This window comes from Staphylococcus coagulans, assembly GCF_022557135.1.
GTDB lineage: Bacteria > Bacillota > Bacilli > Staphylococcales > Staphylococcaceae > Staphylococcus > Staphylococcus coagulans.
On the sequence record NZ_CP092966.1, the window covers coordinates 395,010 to 414,932 of the forward strand.

The 19,923-nt window shown below is 37.2% G+C and carries 14 protein-coding genes and 1 riboswitch; of the genes, 10 read left to right on the plus strand and 4 right to left on the minus strand.

The window, feature by feature from the left end; translation table 11 throughout:
- The first annotated feature begins 119 nt into the window (after nucleotides 1-119).
- Nucleotides 120-1,466: a melibiose:sodium transporter MelB gene (melB, locus tag KM149_RS01690; RefSeq protein WP_241415578.1), complete on the plus strand. Its 1,347-nt coding sequence runs from the start codon at nucleotides 120-122 to the stop codon at nucleotides 1,464-1,466.
- 217 nt (nucleotides 1,467-1,683) lie between these two features.
- Here the strand turns inward: melB and KM149_RS01695 are convergent, their stop codons facing one another.
- Together KM149_RS01695 and KM149_RS01700 are read right to left on the minus strand one after the other, a co-directional pair.
- Nucleotides 1,684-2,619 carry a nucleoside hydrolase gene (locus tag KM149_RS01695; RefSeq protein ID WP_214971104.1) on the minus strand — a complete coding sequence of 312 codons (936 nt, stop codon included), beginning with the start codon at nucleotides 2,617-2,619 and terminating at the stop codon, nucleotides 1,684-1,686.
- A gap of 226 nt (nucleotides 2,620-2,845) precedes the next feature.
- Nucleotides 2,846-3,721 carry an alpha/beta hydrolase gene (locus KM149_RS01700; RefSeq protein WP_165546265.1) on the minus strand — a complete coding sequence of 292 codons (876 nt, stop codon included), beginning with the start codon at nucleotides 3,719-3,721 and terminating at the stop codon, nucleotides 2,846-2,848.
- A 169-nt stretch (nucleotides 3,722-3,890) separates the two neighbouring features.
- Here KM149_RS01700 and cls point away from each other — a divergent pair, with 169 nt between their 5' ends.
- The 3 genes from cls to KM149_RS01715 all read left to right on the plus strand — a co-directional run bounded on the left by cls (nucleotide 3,891) and on the right by KM149_RS01715 (nucleotide 8,867).
- Nucleotides 3,891-5,381 (plus strand): cardiolipin synthase, encoded by a 1,491-nt coding sequence (cls, locus tag KM149_RS01705; RefSeq protein ID WP_182281158.1) that lies wholly within the window; start codon nucleotides 3,891-3,893, stop codon nucleotides 5,379-5,381.
- A 119-nt stretch (nucleotides 5,382-5,500) separates the two neighbouring features.
- Nucleotides 5,501-5,603: riboswitch (TPP riboswitch) on the plus strand.
- A 191-nt stretch (nucleotides 5,604-5,794) separates the two neighbouring features.
- Nucleotides 5,795-7,531: a phosphomethylpyrimidine synthase ThiC gene (gene thiC / locus KM149_RS01710; protein ID WP_214971098.1), complete on the plus strand. Its 1,737-nt coding sequence runs from the start codon at nucleotides 5,795-5,797 to the stop codon at nucleotides 7,529-7,531.
- A 322-nt stretch (nucleotides 7,532-7,853) separates the two neighbouring features.
- Nucleotides 7,854-8,867, plus strand: coding sequence for a HoxN/HupN/NixA family nickel/cobalt transporter (locus tag KM149_RS01715; protein ID WP_241415488.1), 1,014 nt, complete (start codon nucleotides 7,854-7,856; stop codon nucleotides 8,865-8,867).
- A gap of 134 nt (nucleotides 8,868-9,001) precedes the next feature.
- Here the strand turns inward: KM149_RS01715 and KM149_RS01720 are convergent, their stop codons facing one another.
- Nucleotides 9,002-10,180, minus strand: coding sequence for a CynX/NimT family MFS transporter (locus tag KM149_RS01720; protein WP_060829355.1), 1,179 nt, complete (start codon nucleotides 10,178-10,180; stop codon nucleotides 9,002-9,004).
- 108 nt (nucleotides 10,181-10,288) lie between these two features.
- Here KM149_RS01720 and KM149_RS01725 point away from each other — a divergent pair, with 108 nt between their 5' ends.
- The 4 genes from KM149_RS01725 (at nucleotide 10,289) to KM149_RS01740 (ending at nucleotide 15,514) form a co-directional block, all read left to right on the plus strand.
- Complete coding sequence (locus KM149_RS01725) at nucleotides 10,289-10,837, plus strand: XRE family transcriptional regulator (protein WP_050329869.1); 549 nt, start codon at nucleotides 10,289-10,291, stop codon at nucleotides 10,835-10,837.
- A 300-nt stretch (nucleotides 10,838-11,137) separates the two neighbouring features.
- Entirely contained in the window at nucleotides 11,138-11,752 is a 615-nt protein-coding gene (locus KM149_RS01730; RefSeq protein ID WP_060829356.1) for a DedA family protein, read from the plus strand.
- 350 nt (nucleotides 11,753-12,102) lie between these two features.
- A complete protein-coding gene (locus KM149_RS01735) occupies nucleotides 12,103-13,422 on the plus strand; it encodes an Nramp family divalent metal transporter (protein ID WP_060829357.1) in 1,320 nt (439 codons plus the stop codon).
- A 487-nt stretch (nucleotides 13,423-13,909) separates the two neighbouring features.
- On the plus strand, nucleotides 13,910-15,514 hold the full coding sequence (locus KM149_RS01740; protein ID WP_050331926.1) for a BCCT family transporter: 1,605 nt from the start codon (nucleotides 13,910-13,912) through the stop codon (nucleotides 15,512-15,514).
- 193 nt (nucleotides 15,515-15,707) lie between these two features.
- On the opposite strand, the gene cudC is transcribed toward KM149_RS01740, so the two are convergent.
- Nucleotides 15,708-16,268, minus strand: a complete 561-nt coding sequence (cudC, locus tag KM149_RS01745; RefSeq protein WP_165546272.1) for a choline uptake/conversion transcriptional regulator CudC — start codon at nucleotides 16,266-16,268, stop codon at nucleotides 15,708-15,710.
- A 221-nt stretch (nucleotides 16,269-16,489) separates the two neighbouring features.
- Between cudC and betB the strand changes: the two genes are divergently transcribed.
- Complete coding sequence (betB, locus tag KM149_RS01750; RefSeq protein WP_165546273.1) at nucleotides 16,490-17,989, plus strand: betaine-aldehyde dehydrogenase; 1,500 nt, start codon at nucleotides 16,490-16,492, stop codon at nucleotides 17,987-17,989.
- 167 nt (nucleotides 17,990-18,156) lie between these two features.
- Nucleotides 18,157-19,851 (plus strand): choline dehydrogenase, encoded by a 1,695-nt coding sequence (gene betA / locus KM149_RS01755; RefSeq protein ID WP_214971092.1) that lies wholly within the window; start codon nucleotides 18,157-18,159, stop codon nucleotides 19,849-19,851.
- Nucleotides 19,852-19,923: the final 72 nt, after the last annotated feature.

A 19,923-nucleotide genomic window follows, 5' to 3' on the forward strand; every position in this document is an offset into this window, starting at 1 on the left:
TTTTTTTGGAAGCATAATCACTGATTGTGGCATCATAGCGCAATGGAACGGATGAAAGAATTATGCTATTTTTATTAATGCTTTTGCCTATAAACTGAAAAAGGGGATTCAATTTGAAAGTGCAATTAACCAAAAGTCAAAAATTATCATTTGGAGTAGGTGCCGTCGGTAAAGATGCTGTATTTAATTTAGTCAGTATTTATTTTATGTTTTATGTGACGGATATTATTAAACTATCCCCCGTTTTTGTGGGGTTTCTTTTTTTTATTGCAAGAATATGGGATGCCATCAACGATCCACTTATGGGGATAATGGTCGATCGAACGCAGCATCGCTTTGGCAAGTTTAAAATATGGCTAGGGATAGGAACAACGACAAATGCACTGATTACACTCTTATTATTTACGAACTTTGAATTACCTCAATTCATGATGTATGTTTATGTGTCAGTGATGTATGTATTGTGGGGGATGACTTATACGATGATGGATATTCCTTATTGGGCATGGCTACCGAATTTGACACAAGATTCGCGAGAACGTGAGAAGATGTCTGTGATTCCACGCTTTTTTGCGAGTTTAGCTGCTTGTATGATTGGAACATGGGGGTTGTATTTGATTGACCGTTTGAGTCAAATTTTAGGTCATGGACATCTTTCAGTCGGTATGTTTATTGTGGCACTTTTTTGTAGCGTACTTTTTGTAGTGACAATTGGAGTGACGCTCATAGGTGTTCCAGAAAATCAGTCAGTTAAAGTTAAGCCGATTCCTCGATTACCTTTTAATAAAATCAAACAGATGCTTTTTCATCATCATGCTTTATTAGCTATGATGGGATTACTCTTATTTTTTAATTTAGGCATGCAGTTACTTAATGGCACACTTATTTATTATTTCAAGTATGTCATCAATATTGAACAATATTTTGTATATTTTAACAGTGTGATATTTGTCGAAATGCTTGCGCTAGTATGCTTGCCTTTTTGGATAGGGCATGTAGGCCGTCAAAATGCGTTTAATAGTGCGATGTTATTCATCATTAGCGGTCTTGTTTTGATTTTATACTCAGGCTTTGTAGCACCGCATCAATTGGGGTGGATTTTATTTGGAGGAATGGTTCTTAGAATCGGTACGGGTTTCATGCTAGGTATGGTGACAATTATGCTCGCGGATGTGATTGATGATGGGGAAATACAATTTGGACGACGCCACGATAGTTTAATTACTGCGACGTATACCTTTATCACTAAAGCGTCACATGCATTATCCGGTCTCATGATTGGTGCCGGTATGTCGCTATTTCACTTTATTCCAAACCAGCATCAGCGTTTTGAAACGCAAATGGGGATACGTATATTAGGATTGATTTTGCCGATACTATGCATTGTAATCAGCACTTTTTTATATCATCAAACGTATCCATTAAAAGAGAGCAATAAGATTAAAAGAGGGCGAATATCATCATAAAACTTTTAAAACATTTTTAAACATAATTGGGTTCATTTGTATTTTGTTCAGTTTCTATCGTCAAAGATAACAAGGATTGCGCAGCACACAATATCAGCATATGCGCAATCCCAACCTCTACCATTCTTTTAATGAATTAAAAGCTTTTTTGTAAACTAAAATAAATTATATCTCAGGCGTGATGTATTATTGTTAATGTATTAGATCATCAATATATTTAGACTTTTTTAGCAAGCTCTGTAATGTATTTAAAGAATGCATCATGTTCAACATGATTGATTACTTGAATGAGACGTCCGTTTTGTTCATCTAAATAAGTTCGACCTTGGCTAGGTCCTTTTGTATAAACGGAAGCTTTTACTTCCACTTTTTTAACAAGTGAAGGTTGACCGACATAAGCTGTCGTCAAAACATCCCATAAAAAATAAGTCGAATTCGTTTGAAAATGTGTTAAAGGTGGAACAGCTGCATAGCTGACGCCTAGGAAGTCAACACCCGGATAGTGACGTTCATCTGCCCACATTTGTCGGATATTGAGTGTTAGTGGCACTTGGTTTGTACTTTCAAGTGCGACCATATCGATTGGAATGGCGCTATCAAAAACGGTTTTTACCGCTTCTGGGTCCCAAAATGCGTTCCATTCTGCTGTTCCATCATGTTCAGGTTCTTCGACATTACCACGTTCTAAAAATGTGCCGCCCATCCAAACGAGGCGTTCAATTTTTTCAGTAATATGAGGTGCGATTTGTAATGCTTTCGCTAAATCAGTTAAAGGTCCTGTAAATAATAACGTCACGGATCTCTCAGAAGTTTCAAGACGCTCGATGATATCTTGATATGCAGGAACCGTTCTTAACTGTGATTGTATAGGAACCTGTTCATTTAAGATAGGCAAGGCATCCATGAAAAAAGCATGCATACGCCAGTCTTTTGGAAATGGATTTTTACCGCGTTCTTCTGAAGCGGCGACATTTAGAGGGTAACGAGAAAACCGATTAATAATTTTACGAGAGGCGCTCTCTGCAGGCTCAACATAGCTATCTGCACCAATCGCACTGACACCGATTAACTGAATATCCTCCATCTGTAAAAGTAAAAACAGTGAAATGAGATCATCTACACCGCCATCATGGTTAAAGTAAACGTGCTTCATAAATTTCTCCTTATATTGAAGTAGTTGTATAAATACGACTTATACTATGTTCAATGTACAACGCGTGCCGTGGAATGACAAGTGATGGGCTACTTTTTGTGTTGTAAGTCAGGATAGACAGTGGGAGATTGATAAAAAACGAGCCAGAAAGTAACGTGATGTTACTTCTGGCTCGCTTGCATGTTATAGTGATTTTAAAAATGCGTGATGTTTAAAGCGTAATCGTTTAAAACGTAGTGCCGCCTTGGCGTTCATCTGTAAAGTAAATCCATTGAACGATGTCTTGGAAAATAAGTTCATTGTAGCTAGATTCATTAAAAATTTCATGTTGTAAGTCTGAATAGATACGTATTGCTTTATGTTGTGAAGCAATCTCATCATAAAATTGTAACGAATCTTTTGGATTAACGATAGGATCCGCTTGACCGTGTAAAATCAAAACATCATCTACAAATGCGTCTGGGTTTTCTTTAAGTTCGATAACACCATCCACAATGGCATATGCAAGACCCATCGAAATTTCATTTGGAACGAGTGCATCGTGGATATAATCTCTAACCACATTGAGATCAGAGCAAATGCCTTCTGATAAAACATTTGGAACGTACGAATCTGGAGGTGTTTGTCTATCGCCGTATGCTTCTTCAAAGAAACGATTGTTATCTCGAGTGACACCGCCAGAAGTTATAATACCGTTCACACGTCCAGGGTAGCGTGTACCATAAAAGGCAACATTGTAACCGCCCATGCTGTGGCCGATTAAGTATATTTTATTACCGAAGTTGTCTTTTACATATTGAACGACTGCATCTAAGTCTTCTATAATTTGATCTTTATGATCATAGTATGTTTGTTTACCTTCAGAACGTCCATGTCCACGTTGATCATAGCGAATGACATTGATAGAATTTGAAACTAAAAAGTCAGTAATTTTATCATAACGGTCTAAATGTTCAGCTAAGCCATGAACAATAATGACATTAATTTGTTCATCAAGCGTTTCATCATCTGGTAGTTCAAAATCAAAAAGTCTTTCTGCGCGTGTGATTTTAGCATAAAGTTTTGTTCCATCTTTAGACGGGATATAATCGATATAGCTCATTATAAAACCTCCTTTGATGATTTCTTTTAGTTTATCCCAAATGAATTTAAAATGGAAAATTTTTGTCATAATTTATTTGATTTAATTTATTCATTATTCAGTTAAATGCTTAAAAACAATAATTGCGTTATAATGATGACATTCAAAAATAGATAAGGGGGAGCCAACATTGCAACTCATATTTGATCCGAACGTCAATATGATATATAGAATTGTATCAGGTGCTTTTTTTCTGATAAATGTTGTTTTAGCATTGTTTATTATCTTTTTAGAGCGGGATCGACGAGAAGCAACAGCGACATGGGCTTGGCTGTTGTTATTATTTATTATGCCGATATTCGGTTTCTTACTGTATTTATTTTTCGGGCGAGCAGTAAGATTGAAAAGCTCACGTTATGAACAAGGAAAAGAAATCGAGGATGCGCGAACGCGCGTCAAAAATCAAAAGCAGCAGTTCATTGATCACACTTTTAAAACGGAAAATCCTGTCGTGGAGAAGCAATCTGACTTAGTAGAAATGATGTTGACACGTGAAGTGAGTTTTTTGAGTGAAAATAATCATGTGAAGACGTTTACTGATGGACATGCACTTTTTGAAAAGATGAAGCAAGATTTAAAAGCAGCCAAAACCTATATACACATGGAATTTTATATTTTGAATTTAGATGGTCTTGGTAAGTCTGTTCTTGAAATCTTAAAAGATAAAGCGAAGGAAGGGCTTGAAGTCAAACTTCTATATGATGCGGTAGGTTCAAAACAGTTAAGAAAGTCAAAATTAAAAGATTTAACTGAGGCAGGTGTAGAGGTTGAAGCGTTTTTCCATGCGAAAATTATTCCTTTCGTTAACTTTCGCGTCAATAATCGGAATCACCGCAAAAACGTAGTCATCGATGGCGATATCGGTTATGTGGGTGGCTTTAATGTAGGGGATGAATATTTAGGTTTAGATGAAAAAATGGGTTACTGGCGTGATACGCATCTACGTATACAAGGTGATGGTGTAGATGCGTTACAACTTGGTTTCATTCACGATTGGAACTCACAAGTTGCTGATGAATATCAACTTGATTATAGCGAACGTTATTTCCCAGAAAATGCACGAAAAGATGGCCAAGTTGCTATGCAGTTAGGTCTAAGTGGACCGAACAGAGATTGGCCACAACTCGAATTCGCATATTTAAAAATGATTATGAATGCGAAGTCTACCATTTATATGCAGTCGCCTTACTTTGTCCCTGATGTGGGCTTCGTAAATGCGCTGAGAATTGCTGCAAAATCAGGTGTCGATATTCATCTAATGATTCCGAATAAACCAGACCAACCTTTCGTTCATTGGGCGACATTGACAACGGTTGCATTGTTAATGTATGAAGGTGTCAATGTCTACACGTACGAAAATGGCTTTATTCATTCTAAAATGATGGTTATCGATGGAGAAGTGGCGTCCGTCGGTTCTGCTAATATGGATGCGCGAAGCTTTAAATTGAATTTTGAAGTGAATGCGTTGATTTACAATCAAGATATTGCTGAATCATTGATTTCTGCATTTAAAGAAGATTTAAAAGTCTCTAAACAATTAACACCTGAACGATATGAACAACGTTCAAATTGGGTCAAATTTAAGCAATCGATTGCCAAATTAGTATCACCGATTTTATAATTTGAGTTTTGTTTTTAAATAAATCGGTCCAACGATACGCATATGAAAAATAGCAATTTTATAAGTTGAATTGTCATTTTACATTTTTAATGTTACGATAAATTTGCAAAACTTAAATATGAACTTGCTAGGGGTGCTTTAGTAAGCTGAAAGAGGTGCAAGCCTCAACCCTTTGAACCTGATCTAGATCATACTAGCGTAGGGAAGCAAACGAAATGATTTTAAGATAAAGTGGTTTTTGAAAAGCTGTCTATTTTGGTTTGTCTTTCATAATGAAACGAGCCATCTCAGAGCGCCTACCACTTCATAATATATTCGTTTCTTTAATGCGCACTCAATTTTTCTAGAGTGCGCATTTTCTTTGGTTTTCAGTTGAATTAAAGGCCTCGAGCATGTATTAGGAGGCAAAGGGAATGAAACAAGAACAAATTGAATTGAAGAAAAATTTTCCGGCAAGTCAGCGTATTTACAAGGAAGGGATAGATCCCGATATCCACGTCCCCTTCCGTAAAATTCAGTTATCTGACACAATCATGGACGCGGAAGTACGTCACAATGATCCAATCGTGGTGTATGATACAGCAGGCCCTTACCATGATGATCATTACGAAGTCGATGTTACGAAAGGAATTCCTGCATTGCGTGACAACTGGATTGAAGCACGTCATGATGTTGAACATTATGAAGGACGCCGTGTGCAATCGATTGATAATGGTTTTAAGACAGCGTCGCATCAAAATTTAGTGACACATCCTTTTCAATATCAACCTAGAAGAGCAAAAGCGGGTTATCAAGTTACCCAAATGCATTATGCTAAAAAAGGATGGATTACGAAAGAGATGAAATTTGTTGCATGTCGTGAAAATGTCAGTCCAGAATTTGTAAGAGACGAAATTGCTAAAGGTCGGGCGATTATCCCAAATAATGTCAATCATCCAGAGTCTGAACCGATGATTATTGGTAAAAATTTCCAAGTTAAAATTAATGCAAACATAGGGAACTCTGCAGTGTCTTCTTCTATTGAAGCAGAAATTGAAAAGCTCGTATGGGCAACACATTGGGGTGCGGATACGATTATGGACTTATCGACAGGTAAAAATATTCATGCGACACGTGAATATTTGATTCGTAATTCTCCGGTGCCAGTTGGAACAGTGCCAATCTATCAAGCGTTAGAAAAGGTAAATGGTGTTGCAGAAGATTTAACATGGGAAGTGTATCGAGATACATTAATTGAGCAAGCTGAACAAGGTGTAGATTACTTTACAATTCACGCAGGTGTATTATTGCGCTATATTCCATTGACTGTTAATCGTTTAACGGGAATCGTTTCTCGTGGGGGCTCAATTATGGCACAATGGTGTCTAGCACATCATGAAGAAAGCTTTTTATATACGCATTTTGATGAGATTTGTCAAATTCTAAACCAATATGATATCGCAGTTTCTTTAGGGGATGGCTTAAGACCGGGCTCTATTTATGATGCCAATGATGAAAGTCAAATCGCTGAATTAAAGACACTAGGTGAATTGACTGAAATCGCTTGGGCACACGATGTCCAAGTAATGATTGAAGGACCAGGGCATATCCCGATGCATAAAATTAGAGAGAACCAAGAGCTCGCTGATTTTTACTGTAAAGAAGCACCGTTTTATACTTTAGGACCCCTTACCACTGATATTGCCCCTGCATATGATCATATCACTTCTGCAATTGGGGCAGCGCAGATTGCGAGTCATGGGACAGCCATGTTATGTTACGTGACGCCGAAAGAACATTTGGGGTTGCCTAATAAAGAAGATGTGCGTGAAGGTGTAGTGACATATAAAATTGCAGCACATGCCGCAGACCTTGCAAAAGGCTTGCCGGGCGCTACAGAACGTGACGATGCAATCAGTAAAGCGCGATTCGAGTTCCGATGGATTGACCAATTCAATTTGTCTTTAGATCCTGAACGTGCGAGATCCTATCATGATGAAACATTGCCAGCAGAATCTGCTAAAGTCGCACACTTCTGTAGTATGTGTGGCCCAAAATTCTGTTCAATGCGTATTTCACACAATATTCGAGATGCACATAAGGATCAATTAGAGGGCATGCAAGAAAAAGCAAAAGAATTTAAAGCACAAGGTAGCCGGATTTATCATTAAGCATGAACTACAAGTGGCGTATATGATGAAATAACAAAATGGATTGAGCCATCTATCTGATGTTTAAGTCCTATATAAGCAATAGAGGTCGATGATTGGGTGACGCTTGAGTTAAATTTCAAGCGCCATTATCGTTGTCTCTATTGCTATTTTTGTGCGTAATATCAGTATTTGGTAATATATTATATTTAAAACTGAAAATAACCCTTTAATAAATATAATCATTAAAATTTTATTTGATGATAATGGTAAAAGCTTTTAATTTTGTTTAGTTCGTTGTATGATTTTGTTATTATAAAATAAGAATTGAAGTGATGGAGATATGGAAAGAACTAAAGGTATTAAAGCTACTCTTCCTTATTTTGTGGTGATTCTGCTTTTACATATTTTAGGTGTTGTTTTTCTAATGATCGGCGGTGCGAGTCATCCGCTCATCATTGGGATGGGTGTGGTCGCCTATACATTAGGATTGAGACACGCATTTGATGCGGATCATATTGCTGCTATCGACAATACAGTGCGTAAACTTTTAGAACAACAGCGTCATTCTATGGGTGTAGGTTTTTATTTTTCACTCGGACATTCATCTGTGGTCTTTTTAATGGCAGTTATGTTAGGGTTAGCCGTTCATTGGGCGCAAAGCCATTTAGCAGGTTTTCAATCAACAGGTGGATTAATCGGTACACTGGTTTCTGGATTTTTCTTATTATTAATTGGGATTTTAAACTTAGTTATACTGATTCAATTAATACAATTATCCCGAAAATTGAAATACGAAGAAATTGGAGAGAGTCAAATCAATGAATTGATTGAATCAAGAGGCTTAATCATGCGCTTTGTAGGACCGCTTTTTCAATTAATTAATCAAAGTTGGCACGTTTTTCCTTTAGGATTCTTATTTGGTTTAGGGTTCGACACAGCAAGTGAAGTCTCATTACTAGCATTATCAGCGGGTGCATCACAGCATACAGTGCCGTTTTTAGGTATCATTGCTTTGCCGATTTTATTTGCATCAGGCATGAGTTTACTCGATACACTAGATGGTGTGTTCATGACAAATGCCTATCACTGGGCATTTGAAAGTCCTGCTAGAAAACTTTTTTACAATATCACGATGACCGCTATTTCAGTCATTGCTGCGATTATCATAGGTGGCATTGAAATTATTCAGCTTATTGGCGAAAAACAACATTGGGACCATGGCTTTTTAGGGTGGTTGACACAATTAGATTTTGGATGGTTAGGCTATATTTTAGTTATCGTACTCATACTATCATGGCTTATTGCACTACTTATCTGGAAAGTGGGACATTTTGAGGAAAGATGGCGAGCATAACGATAATAAAAAGAGGGAGCAAGCTGTCGTCTCAAAGATTAAGACGATTCAGCGGCTCCCTTTTTAGTATTCAAAAGTAAAATGCAATATGAAAAGCTTAACGGCATCGTTCATAGTCGTGAACGCATGAAAACTTATTTTCTTAATGAAGCTTCAATCGTTGTATTACGTCCAGCACGTGCGCCAATAATCATAACAGCGATGGCAGTTAACAGCAGGATCAGCAATGAGAATACCCAATGGCCTGTCACATCATGTAAGATACCGAAAAATAACGGTCCAATACATGCGAAGAGATAGCCGACTGCTTGAGACATCCCTGCCAACTTAGCTGCTGTAAGGCCACTTTCAGTTCGTAAACTAAAGAACGTATTTACAAGTCCAAATGCGATACCTAACGCTATCCCAATAATAATGAGCGATATAAGGGCAAGATGAGGTGAAAACATTAAGATTAAGATACCTATTGTAAATAGTGCCCCTGTAAATGCAGTTGGAATAACTTGTGAACGTAGTTTCGTGGCATATAAAGGTGTCACGAAAGTCAATGGAATGATTGCCAGTTGCAAAATAGATAAATAGAGCCCAGCATAAGTAACTGGTATCTCATAAGATAATAAGAATTCTGGTAACCAGTTGATTAAAGAATAGAAAATTAATGATTGCCCTCCCATTAGTAATGTAATCTGCCATGCGAGGGGAGATTTCCAAACGTTAACGGCATCTGTTGTATCCACGGTTACTTGTTGTTCATGATTACGGAGTTGGAAAGTCCAAACGATAAGTGCAATCAAAGTAACGACACCGATAAGACCTAAAGCAATATTATAGTTAAATGATTTGAGTAAAGGTGCTGCGCCATATGATGAAAGTGCGCCAAAAATATTCATAACAACGGTATAATATGCGGTCATAATACCGATACGCATTGGGAATTTTGATTTGATCATACCTGGCGCAAGGACATTACCAAATGCAATGCCGACACCGATTAAAATCGTGCCAATATATAATAAGCTGACATTGGTCACACTGCGTATGATAACGCCTATAAAAATTAATGCAATGGCAAAGAACAATGAACGTTCCATACCGAAGCGGTGACTGACTTTAGCGACAAGAGATGAAATAATCGCAAATGCAAGTAATGGAATGATAGAAATGAAGCTGACTTCTGTATTTGTTAAATTTAATGTATCTTTAATGGTTGGTAAGACTACACCTACAGAGGTAATAGGGGCACGCAAATTTGCTGCAATCAGCATGATGCCAATAAAAAGCAACCAATTGATTCGATTAGTTTGTTGTTCCATCGTGTAAACGCCTGCCTTTTTTGATATAATTAACGAAACGTTCTATATAAAGAACACAACATATCGTACATCATGTTCAATATATTGTAAATAGAAGGGGCTTAAAAAATGGAGAATATTAATTCTGTTGTTGCTGAGAACCTCCAGCACTATAGACAAATCCATCGTTTGAGTTTAGATAAAGTAGCTCAAATGACGGGGATAAGTAAAACGATGATTAGCCAAATTGAAAAAGGAACAGGGAACCCAAGTATCAATACTTTATGGAAGCTTGCGAATGGATTGCATATTCCTTTGACGTCTCTGATTAGTCAAGATAATAAGCATATTCAGATTATTGATAAAGCAGACATTAAACCGATTTATAATGAGAATCACTCTGTCGTGGTTTATCCTTATTTTCCATATGATCATGCACACGCATTTGAAATGTTTTGTATGCGAATCGAAGCGGGAGGCGTGTTAGAATCTGATGCACATCAAGATGGTGCGAAAGAATTTATCATCGTCAATGAAGGTACGCTAACACTAACTGTAGGTACGACACATTATGAAATTCAGGCTGCACAAGCGATAAGTTTTAATGCGAATACCCCCCATGTTTATGAGAACAAAACAGATACACAATTAAGAGTTACAGCGACAATACAATATTAATAGAGTGCGGTTAGTCTGTCTGGCAGTGTCCGGGTAGACTGACCCGACAAAGATGAATTGGATGACAAAGCTTGATATGGAGGCGTGTACAACATAGACATCTACTGTTAATCGTTTGAGGGGAAACCTTTTCTTAGATCAAGATGAGACTAAGATCTTGACTTATCATTTTGTGAGGGTGGCTTACATTATTCTACACAAGCATAATAAAGCAGTGTAATAAGTTGAATATTGAAGAAATAGACTGTTAAACTTGATGAGTATAAAAGTTTTAACAATATAGGAATCAAAGGTGAAGATATGGAACAATGGATTGTTGATGTGATGGGTCATTATGGCTACATAGGAATCTTTTTATTAATATTTGTGGAGTATATTATCCATCCTTTTCCATCAGAGGTTGTTTTAACTTTTGCTGGTTTTATGACGACAAAGTCAAGTTTAAGTTTTGGAGTGGTATGTGCGGTAGCTGTTGTCGCGGCGACAGCGGGTTCGGTTGTCCTATACTATCTTGGATTATGGATTGGTGAAGAAAGATTATACCGCTGGATTGATCGATATGGTAAATATGTAAGGATTAAACGCAAAGATTTAGATAAAACCATTCATTGGTTTGAGCGTTATGGCCACTGGGCAATCTTCTTTGGCCGATTCGTACCGATTTTAAGAACTTTGATTTCAATCCCTGCTGGTATCACGCGTATGAATTTACCCATATTTATTATATTTACAGCACTTGGGACAGGTGCGTGGAATATATTTCTGATCTTTTTAGGATCAGCATTAGGTGATCATATGCAAGAAGTGCTACAGTATGTAGGTCTTTATTCGAAGGTGATTATTGCTATTCTCGTTATCCTACTACTTTTCATGGTTTATCGATGGTGGAGACGTGCCAAAAGAGAAAATGGTTAATGTCTATCACATAGACAGATAATAGGGGCTGTTTCTATGAGTGGAAGCGTGGTTATTTGCTGCCAATATTGAAAAGTGACAGCTAGAGTTCCACATTTTCGACAAAGCTATATGACATGAAGATGAAAAAATGCGTTAAGTTGATTTATATTACAAAAGTCAGCTTAGCGCTTTTTCATTTTAGAGTGAAAGTTAAGTGATTATTATACAGATAATGTAAAAAGTGAAACGTGTTACTTTTCATTTTATGTTAAAGCATATATAATAATGTTATCAATTTAGGTAATCCTAAATTATTTTTTAAATAGAAAATGATTTAAAGGTAAGCCGTTCGAAAAGGGATGAGTCAAATGCGTAAGAGCTTAGAAGAAATTAATGGTACAGTTGTGTTTGATAACCAAGCTGCAAAATGGAAAAAAACATTAATGTATTTAGGACCAGGGGCGCTTGTCGCAGTGGGGTATATGGATCCCGGTAACTGGATTACGTCAATGGCAGGAGGCGCACAGTATGGCTACATCCTCCTGTCTGTTATTTTAATTTCAAGTTTAGCTGCAATGTTATTACAAAGTATGTGTGCACGACTTGGTATTGCAAGCGGGATGGACCTTGCACAAGTGACACGTGAAATGACGAATAGAAAAATAGCAGTCATTTTATGGATTATTACAGAAATGGCAATTATGGCCACTGATATTGCAGAAGTCATAGGTAGTGCCATAGCATTGAATTTACTTTTCCATATTCCTTTATGGCTTGGGGTAACGATTACTGTTTTTGATGTTTTGCTACTATTATTGATTATTAAGTTCGGTTTTAGAAAAATAGAGGCTATTGTCACGGTGCTTGTGTTGACCGTTTTTATCATCTTTGTGTTTGAAGTTTATTTATCGAACCCGTCATGGCCACTCGTCTTAAGTGGCTTTGTTCCGCAAAGTGGAGTGGTCACACAACCCGGTGCTTTATATATCGCACTCGGTATTATTGGTGCAACTATTATGCCGCATAACCTTTATTTGCACTCATCAATTGTACAATCACGTGCATATGGACGAGATTCAGTAGAAGAGAAAAAAGATGCGATTAAATATGCAACGATTGATTCGAATTTACAACTTTCGCTTGCATTTTTAGTCAACTGTTTACTTTTAATATTAGGTGCTGCTTTATTTTTTGGCAGTGGCAAAGCATTAGGTGGATTTTATGATTTACACCACGCATTATTAACTTCGCACGTCTCTGTCGCTTTTGGTGGGGCTGTAATGAGTACATTGTTTGCAGTCGCTTTATTAGCTTCAGGACAAAATTCTACCATTACAGGGACTTTGTCAGGACAAATTGTAATGGAAGGTTTTGTGAATTTACGCTTTCCACAATGGATTCGACGCCTTATCACGCGTGGTTTAGCAGTTATCCCGGTATTCATTTGTTTATGGCTTTATGGCTCTGATCCATCAACAATTGAAAATTTACTGATTTTCACCCAAGTATTTTTGAGTATTGCATTGCCGTTAAGCATTATTCCGTTAACGATTGCGACGAATAACCCAAAAATTATGGGTGAGGCATTCACTAATAAACGTTGGATCAACATCATCGCTTGGACACTGGCAATATTTTTGACAATCTTGAACTTTTACCTCATCATTGAAACGTTTAACTCGCTTTAATTAGAATTAGTTAAAGCCATTTTCATTAAAAGTTATATTGGATTAAAAAAGATACGCAATGTTAAATGATATTTCAGCGTGTGTCTTATCATTTTAAGACTTCAGAGGTTGAGACAAATGGAAAGTCTCAACCTTTTTTTATGCTGAGGCGCCTCTCCTTACAGCCTATTCAATAACAGACAAGCCAAAGAAATACAAATAAATATTTATTCACTTATAGGTTATAAAAATACATAATTAGAAACGTTAAATTAATTCTTAACAATTTTAATGTACTTTATAAAGGCGTTTTGACAATATTTATAATCTCTAAAAGTTATATATATTCAAATTAAGCAACTTGTGATTATGTATGATATTTGCATTAACTATTATTTTTAGATAACCTATTTCTTGTATAAAAAACGTTTAGACATCGTAGATTGCACAACAAAGGGATCAAAAATTAAATAAGGGGTGCTTTAAAGTGCATAAAAAATATAAGCTAATGGACTGGGTTGTTTTTATTGGAACAGCAATCGTGTTATTAATGGCTGTTATTCCGATGATGGTCTTCCCAGAACAGAGTCGCTCAGTTGTAGTTGCGATGAATAATTTCGTCACTTCAAAACTCGGCGCGATTTATCTCGTATTGGGGTTAGCGATTTTTTGTTTTGTTTTATACATAGCATTTGGTAAATATGGGTCTGTGACTTTAGGTCGTGCGAGTGATAAACCCGAATTTAGTGACTTTGCATGGGCATCCATGTTATTTTGTGCGGGCATTGGCTCGGATATATTATATTGGGGTGTCATCGAGTGGGCATATTATTATCAAGGCCCGCCTCATGGTGCAAAACCTTTATCTGATGAAGCACTTAACTATGCGACGATGTATGGTATGTTTCATTGGGGACCGATTGCATGGGCAATATATGTACTCCCTGCCTTACCAATTGGGTATCTCGTATTTGTGAAAAAGCAACCTGTTTTTAAAATCAGTCAAGCTTGTCGACCAATATTGAAAGGTCAGACAGACAAATTTTTAGGAAAACTCGTTGATATTTTATTCATCTTTGGACTTATTGGAGGAACAGCGACATCACTGGCTTTAGGGGTGCCTATGATTTCAGCCGGTCTTGAAAAGTTATTTGGTATAGATGGAACAAGTATGGTCGTAAAGAGTATCGTGCTCTTATGTATTACAATTGTATTTGCATATAGTTCATACCAAGGTTTGAAAAAGGGAATTCAAGTTTTAAGTGACTTGAACGTTTGGCTTTCCTTCATTTTACTTGGCTTTATTTTTATCGTTGGACCAACGATTTTTATTATGGAAACGACGGTAACTGGCTTTGGGAATATGTTGAAAAACTTTTTCCAAATGGCCACTTGGTTGGAGCCGTTCGGTGGCATTGGCGGACGTGAAGAAACGAAATTCCCACAACAATGGACGATTTTCTATTGGTCATGGTGGATTGTTTATGCGCCATTTATCGGTCTGTTTATTGCGCGAATCTCAAAAGGTCGTACTTTAAAAGAAGTAATATTAGGAACAATTGTTTACGGTACATTTGGTTGTGTGCTGTTCTTCGGTATTTTTGGCAACTATGCTGTTTATTTACAAATTTCAGGTCAATTTGATGTGATTCATTATTTAAATGCACATGGTACGGAGGCAACGATTATTGAAGTGATTAGTCATTTGCCGTTCCCACAAATTGTTATTGGCTTGTTTATTATTTCAGCCTTTTTATTCTTGGTTACAACCTTTGACTCTGCGTCGTATATTGTCGCAGCGGCAACACAAAAACGTGTTAAAGGAGAACCGATTAAAGCCAATCGATTATTTTGGGCGTTTGCTTTATGTTTACTTCCATTCTCGTTGATGCTTGTCGGTGGTGAAAAGGCACTTGAAATACTACAAACCGCTTCTATTGTTGCGGGTGTACCTTTAATTGTCATTTTTATCATTATTATGATTTCGTTTATGATGATTCTAGCAGGGGATCGGATTGCGCTACAATCACGTGCCGATCGTTTTAAACGTATTGAACGCCGATCATTGAGAATTTTAAGAGTTGGCGAAGATGAAGAGGATGACAATTTATAAAAAATAGGAAAAGCTTTATGGCGTCTTAACGGGCGCCATAAAGCTTTTTTGATGAGGTATCAAACTTTGTTATTGAAATAAAATATGATTTGCAGTCTTTAGCTCACCGATTGTAGCTATTGAAAAAGGCTAGGTTATTCGGTTTTGAATTTGTCTGATCTACATCTCTTCATGAGAAAATACTGAAACAGCTTTATTTTTTTATGTCTTTAGGTTTAGGAATAGGGAAGTGTTCAAATATTTCTCCCGATTTTAATGCATCACTAATTGATTCTAACCAATAGTAATAAATCCGAGAATGCTCTAAATGGGCTTTTATTTCTATCGCTTCTTCTCTCGTTGCTTCATCTACATCTTCAGCTGCAATAATCTTATCAATCATTGCTTCTGATTCTCTGAGTGCAGCCATATTGATTGAAATTTCTCGGTTCCATTTTCTAGTGAAAAAGTTACAGAAAAACTCAAAGAAATCTTTTTCAGCTTCAAAATGTTGTTTGCGACTGCCTCGAGTGAAGCGTTGCTTAACAATGTCATATTCTTGCAATTTCTTAACGCCCGAACTCATGCTTGGCTTACTCATTTGTAATTCTTGACGCATTTCATCCAATGTCATGCTGTCTTTGAATAACATAATACCGTAGAGATTTCCAACACTACGATTAATCCCATATAAATCCATAGTTTCAGCAATTGAATTAATAACAATATCTTTCGCGACTTCGAGTTGTGCTTCGTGTGATTTTGGTCGTGCCACGACATCTCACCTCCCTATAAATTAACTCGTTAATAGCGTTAACGCTCTAAATTTTAATCTTTAATTAAATATAAATCAAATGTTCATTAATAATTTAACGGTTTTTTTGGCACACTGCAAATCCAAGCGATGTCGATTGACATGGCACTTTTCCTTATGATAAAGTTAAATTTGTGAAATTCGTTAAATAAAAACTTAACAAACTTAACGGAGGTATATGCATGGAATTTGTAAACCAATTATCTCGTCGTCAATATATTGATGGGGAATGGGTAGAAAGTAGCAATCAAGCGACACGTCAAATTCTCAATCCTTATAACCAAGAAGTGATTATAGAAGTAGCAGAAGGAACGAATGAAGATGTAGAACGTGCAATTCTAGCAGCGAGACGTTCATTTGATGAAGGTGTGTATGCACTTGAAACAGGTGAGAACAAAGGTAAAAAGGTTCGTGCAATTGCGGATCAAATCAAAGCGCATCGTGAAGAGTTGGCGCATTTAGAAACATTAGATACAGGTAAAACTTTAGAAGAATCTCTTGCAGATATGGATGATATACACAATGTATTTATGTATTTTGCAGGTTTAGCAGATAAAGACGGGGGCGAATTAATTAATTCACCTATTCCAAATACAGAAAGTAAAATCGTCAAAGAGCCAATCGGAGTTGTGACTCAGATTACTCCTTGGAACTATCCGCTATTACAAGCTTCATGGAAAATTGCGCCAGCACTTGCAACAGGTTGTTCTATTGTCATGAAGCCGAGTGAAATCACACCTTTAACAACTATTCGTGTGTTTGAGCTTATGGAAGAGGTAGGTTTCCCTAAAGGCGTTATTAATTTAGTTTTAGGTGCAGGCTCTGAAATCGGTGACATCATGTCTACGCATCCTGAAGTGGATTTAGTGTCATTTACAGGCGGTATCCAAACAGGTAAACGTATTATGAAACAAGCCGCAGAGCATGTTACGAATATTGCACTTGAACTTGGTGGTAAAAATCCAAACGTTATTTTTGAAGATGCTGATTTTGATTTAGCTGTTGATCAAGCATTAAATGGTGGCTTTTTCCATGCAGGTCAAGTATGTTCGGCAGGTTCTCGTATTATTGTTCATCATTCTATTAAAGATAAATTTGAAAAAGCATTAATTGAGCGTGTTCAAAATATCAAATTAGGTAATGGATTTGATGAAGATACTGAAATGGGACCACTTATTTCTGAACAGCATCGTGACAAAGTTGAAAAATATATGACAATTGCGCAAGAAGAAGGCGCAAAGATTGCTATCGGTGGTAAGCGACCATCTAGAGAAGATTTAAAAAATGGTTATTTCTTTGAGCCGACAATCATCACAAACTGTGACACGTCTATGCGTATCGTACAAGAAGAAGTGTTTGGTCCTGTTGTAACGATAGAAGGTTTTGACACAGAAGAAGAAGCTATCAAATTAGCTAATGACTCTATCTATGGTCTTGCAGGTGGTGTCTTTACGAAAGATATCGGAAAAGCGCAACGCGTGGCATCAAAAATGAGAATGGGTACAGTATGGATCAATGATTTCCATCCTTATTTTGCACAAGCACCATGGGGCGGCTATAAACAATCAGGTATCGGTCGCGAACTTGGACATCACGGTTTAGAAGAATATTTAGAAACAAAACACATCTTAATGAATACAAGCCCTGAGCCAGTTCACTGGTTTGGCCAATCAGAATCATAAATTGAGCAATTGAATGAGCGTTTGTCTTTTATATGACAGACTTCTTTCAAAGTCAAAAGGTGTGAAAGAATGACGTAAATGCAACGATAAGTGCTAAACGTTTCTTTCACATCTGTACATAGTTTGAAATAGCGCGTCAGTATACAACTACGAGGAGGATTTTTGTTATGAGTAAAGCGTACGACAAAATGTATGATTATATCATTATCGGTGGTGGGAGTGCTGGATCTGTATTAGGTGCTCGCCTCAGTGAAGATAAAGACAAAAAAGTCTTAGTACTTGAAGCAGGACGCAGTGATTACCCTTGGGATTTGTTAATTCAAATGCCAGCTGCTTTAATGTATCCATCAGGTAACCGCCTTTACGATTGGAAATATGAAACAGATGGCGAACCGCATATGGGCGGACGTAAAGTTTTCCATACACGTGGTAAAGTGTTAGGTGGATCAAGTTCAATCAATGGGATGATTTATCAACGTGGTAACCCACTAGACTATGAAAAATGGGGTAAACCTGAAGGCATGGATACTTGGGATTATGCCCACTGTTTACCTTACTTCAAACGTTTGGAAACGACTTTTGGTGCAGATGCAGATGATCCAATACGTGGTTTAAATGGTCCTATTAAATTACGTCGTGGTCCTGCTGATAACCCGTTATTCCATGCATTTTTCGATGCCGCTGTCGAAGCGGGTTATAAAAAAACGAAAGATGTGAATGGTTTCCGTCAAGAAGGGTTTGGTCCATTTGATAGTCAAATTCATAATGGGCGCCGTGTTTCTGCTTCACGTGCCTATTTACGTCCAGCAATGAAACGTCAAAACTTAACGGTTAAAACACGTGCATTCGTTGAAAAACTTCATTTTGATGGTAATACCGTTACAGGTGTGACTTATAAACGAAATGGTCGTTTACACAAAGTGCTCGCAAAAGAAGTTATCTTATCTGGTGGTGCATTTAACACACCACAATTGCTACAATTGTCAGGTATCGGTGATTCTGAGCATTTACGTTCATTAGGTATCGAACCTCGTATTCACTTACCGGGTGTAGGTGAAAACTTTGAAGACCACTTAGAAGTGTACATTCAACACACTTGTAAAGAGCCTGTCTCATTACAACCTAGCTTGAATATTTTCAAAATGCCATTTATTGGTTTGGAATGGTTAACACGTCGTACAGGTGCGGCATCAAGTAACCACTTTGAAGGTGGGGGATTCGTTCGCTCAAATAATGATGTGAAATATCCAAACTTAATGTTCCATTTCTTGCCACTTGCAGTACGCTATGATGGACAAAAAGCAGATACAGCGCATGGTTACCAAGTTCATGTTGGACCAATGTATTCAAATTCAAGAGGTAGCTTGAAAATCACATCAACGAACCCATATGTTAAACCAAAATTTGTATTTAACTATTTATCTACAGATGAAGATAAACGCGAATGGGTTGAAGCTATCCGTGTCGCACGTAACATTTTAAAACAACCTGCACTTGATCCTTATAATGGTGGAGAAATTTCACCAGGACCTTCTGTTCAAACAGACGAAGAAATTTTAGATTGGGTACGTCGAGACGCTGAAACAGCATTGCACCCATCTTGTAGTGCAAAAATGGGCCCTGCTTCAGATCCAATGGCAGTAGTGGATCCATTAACAATGAAAGTTCACGGCATGGAAAATCTACGTGTAGTAGATGCGTCAGTCATGCCAACAACAACAAATGGTAATATTCACGCACCTGTATTAATGCTTGCTGAAAAAGCGGCAGATATTATTCGTGGTGTTCAACCGCTTGATCCTGAACATGTTGATTATTATGTTCATGGTAAACATGATGAAAATGCAGGCGCTATCGATTAAGCTAAAAATAAATTTAAATATCAGATGATTGAAGTTGACTTCTAATTTAAAACAACCCTTTCCAAGTTCAAT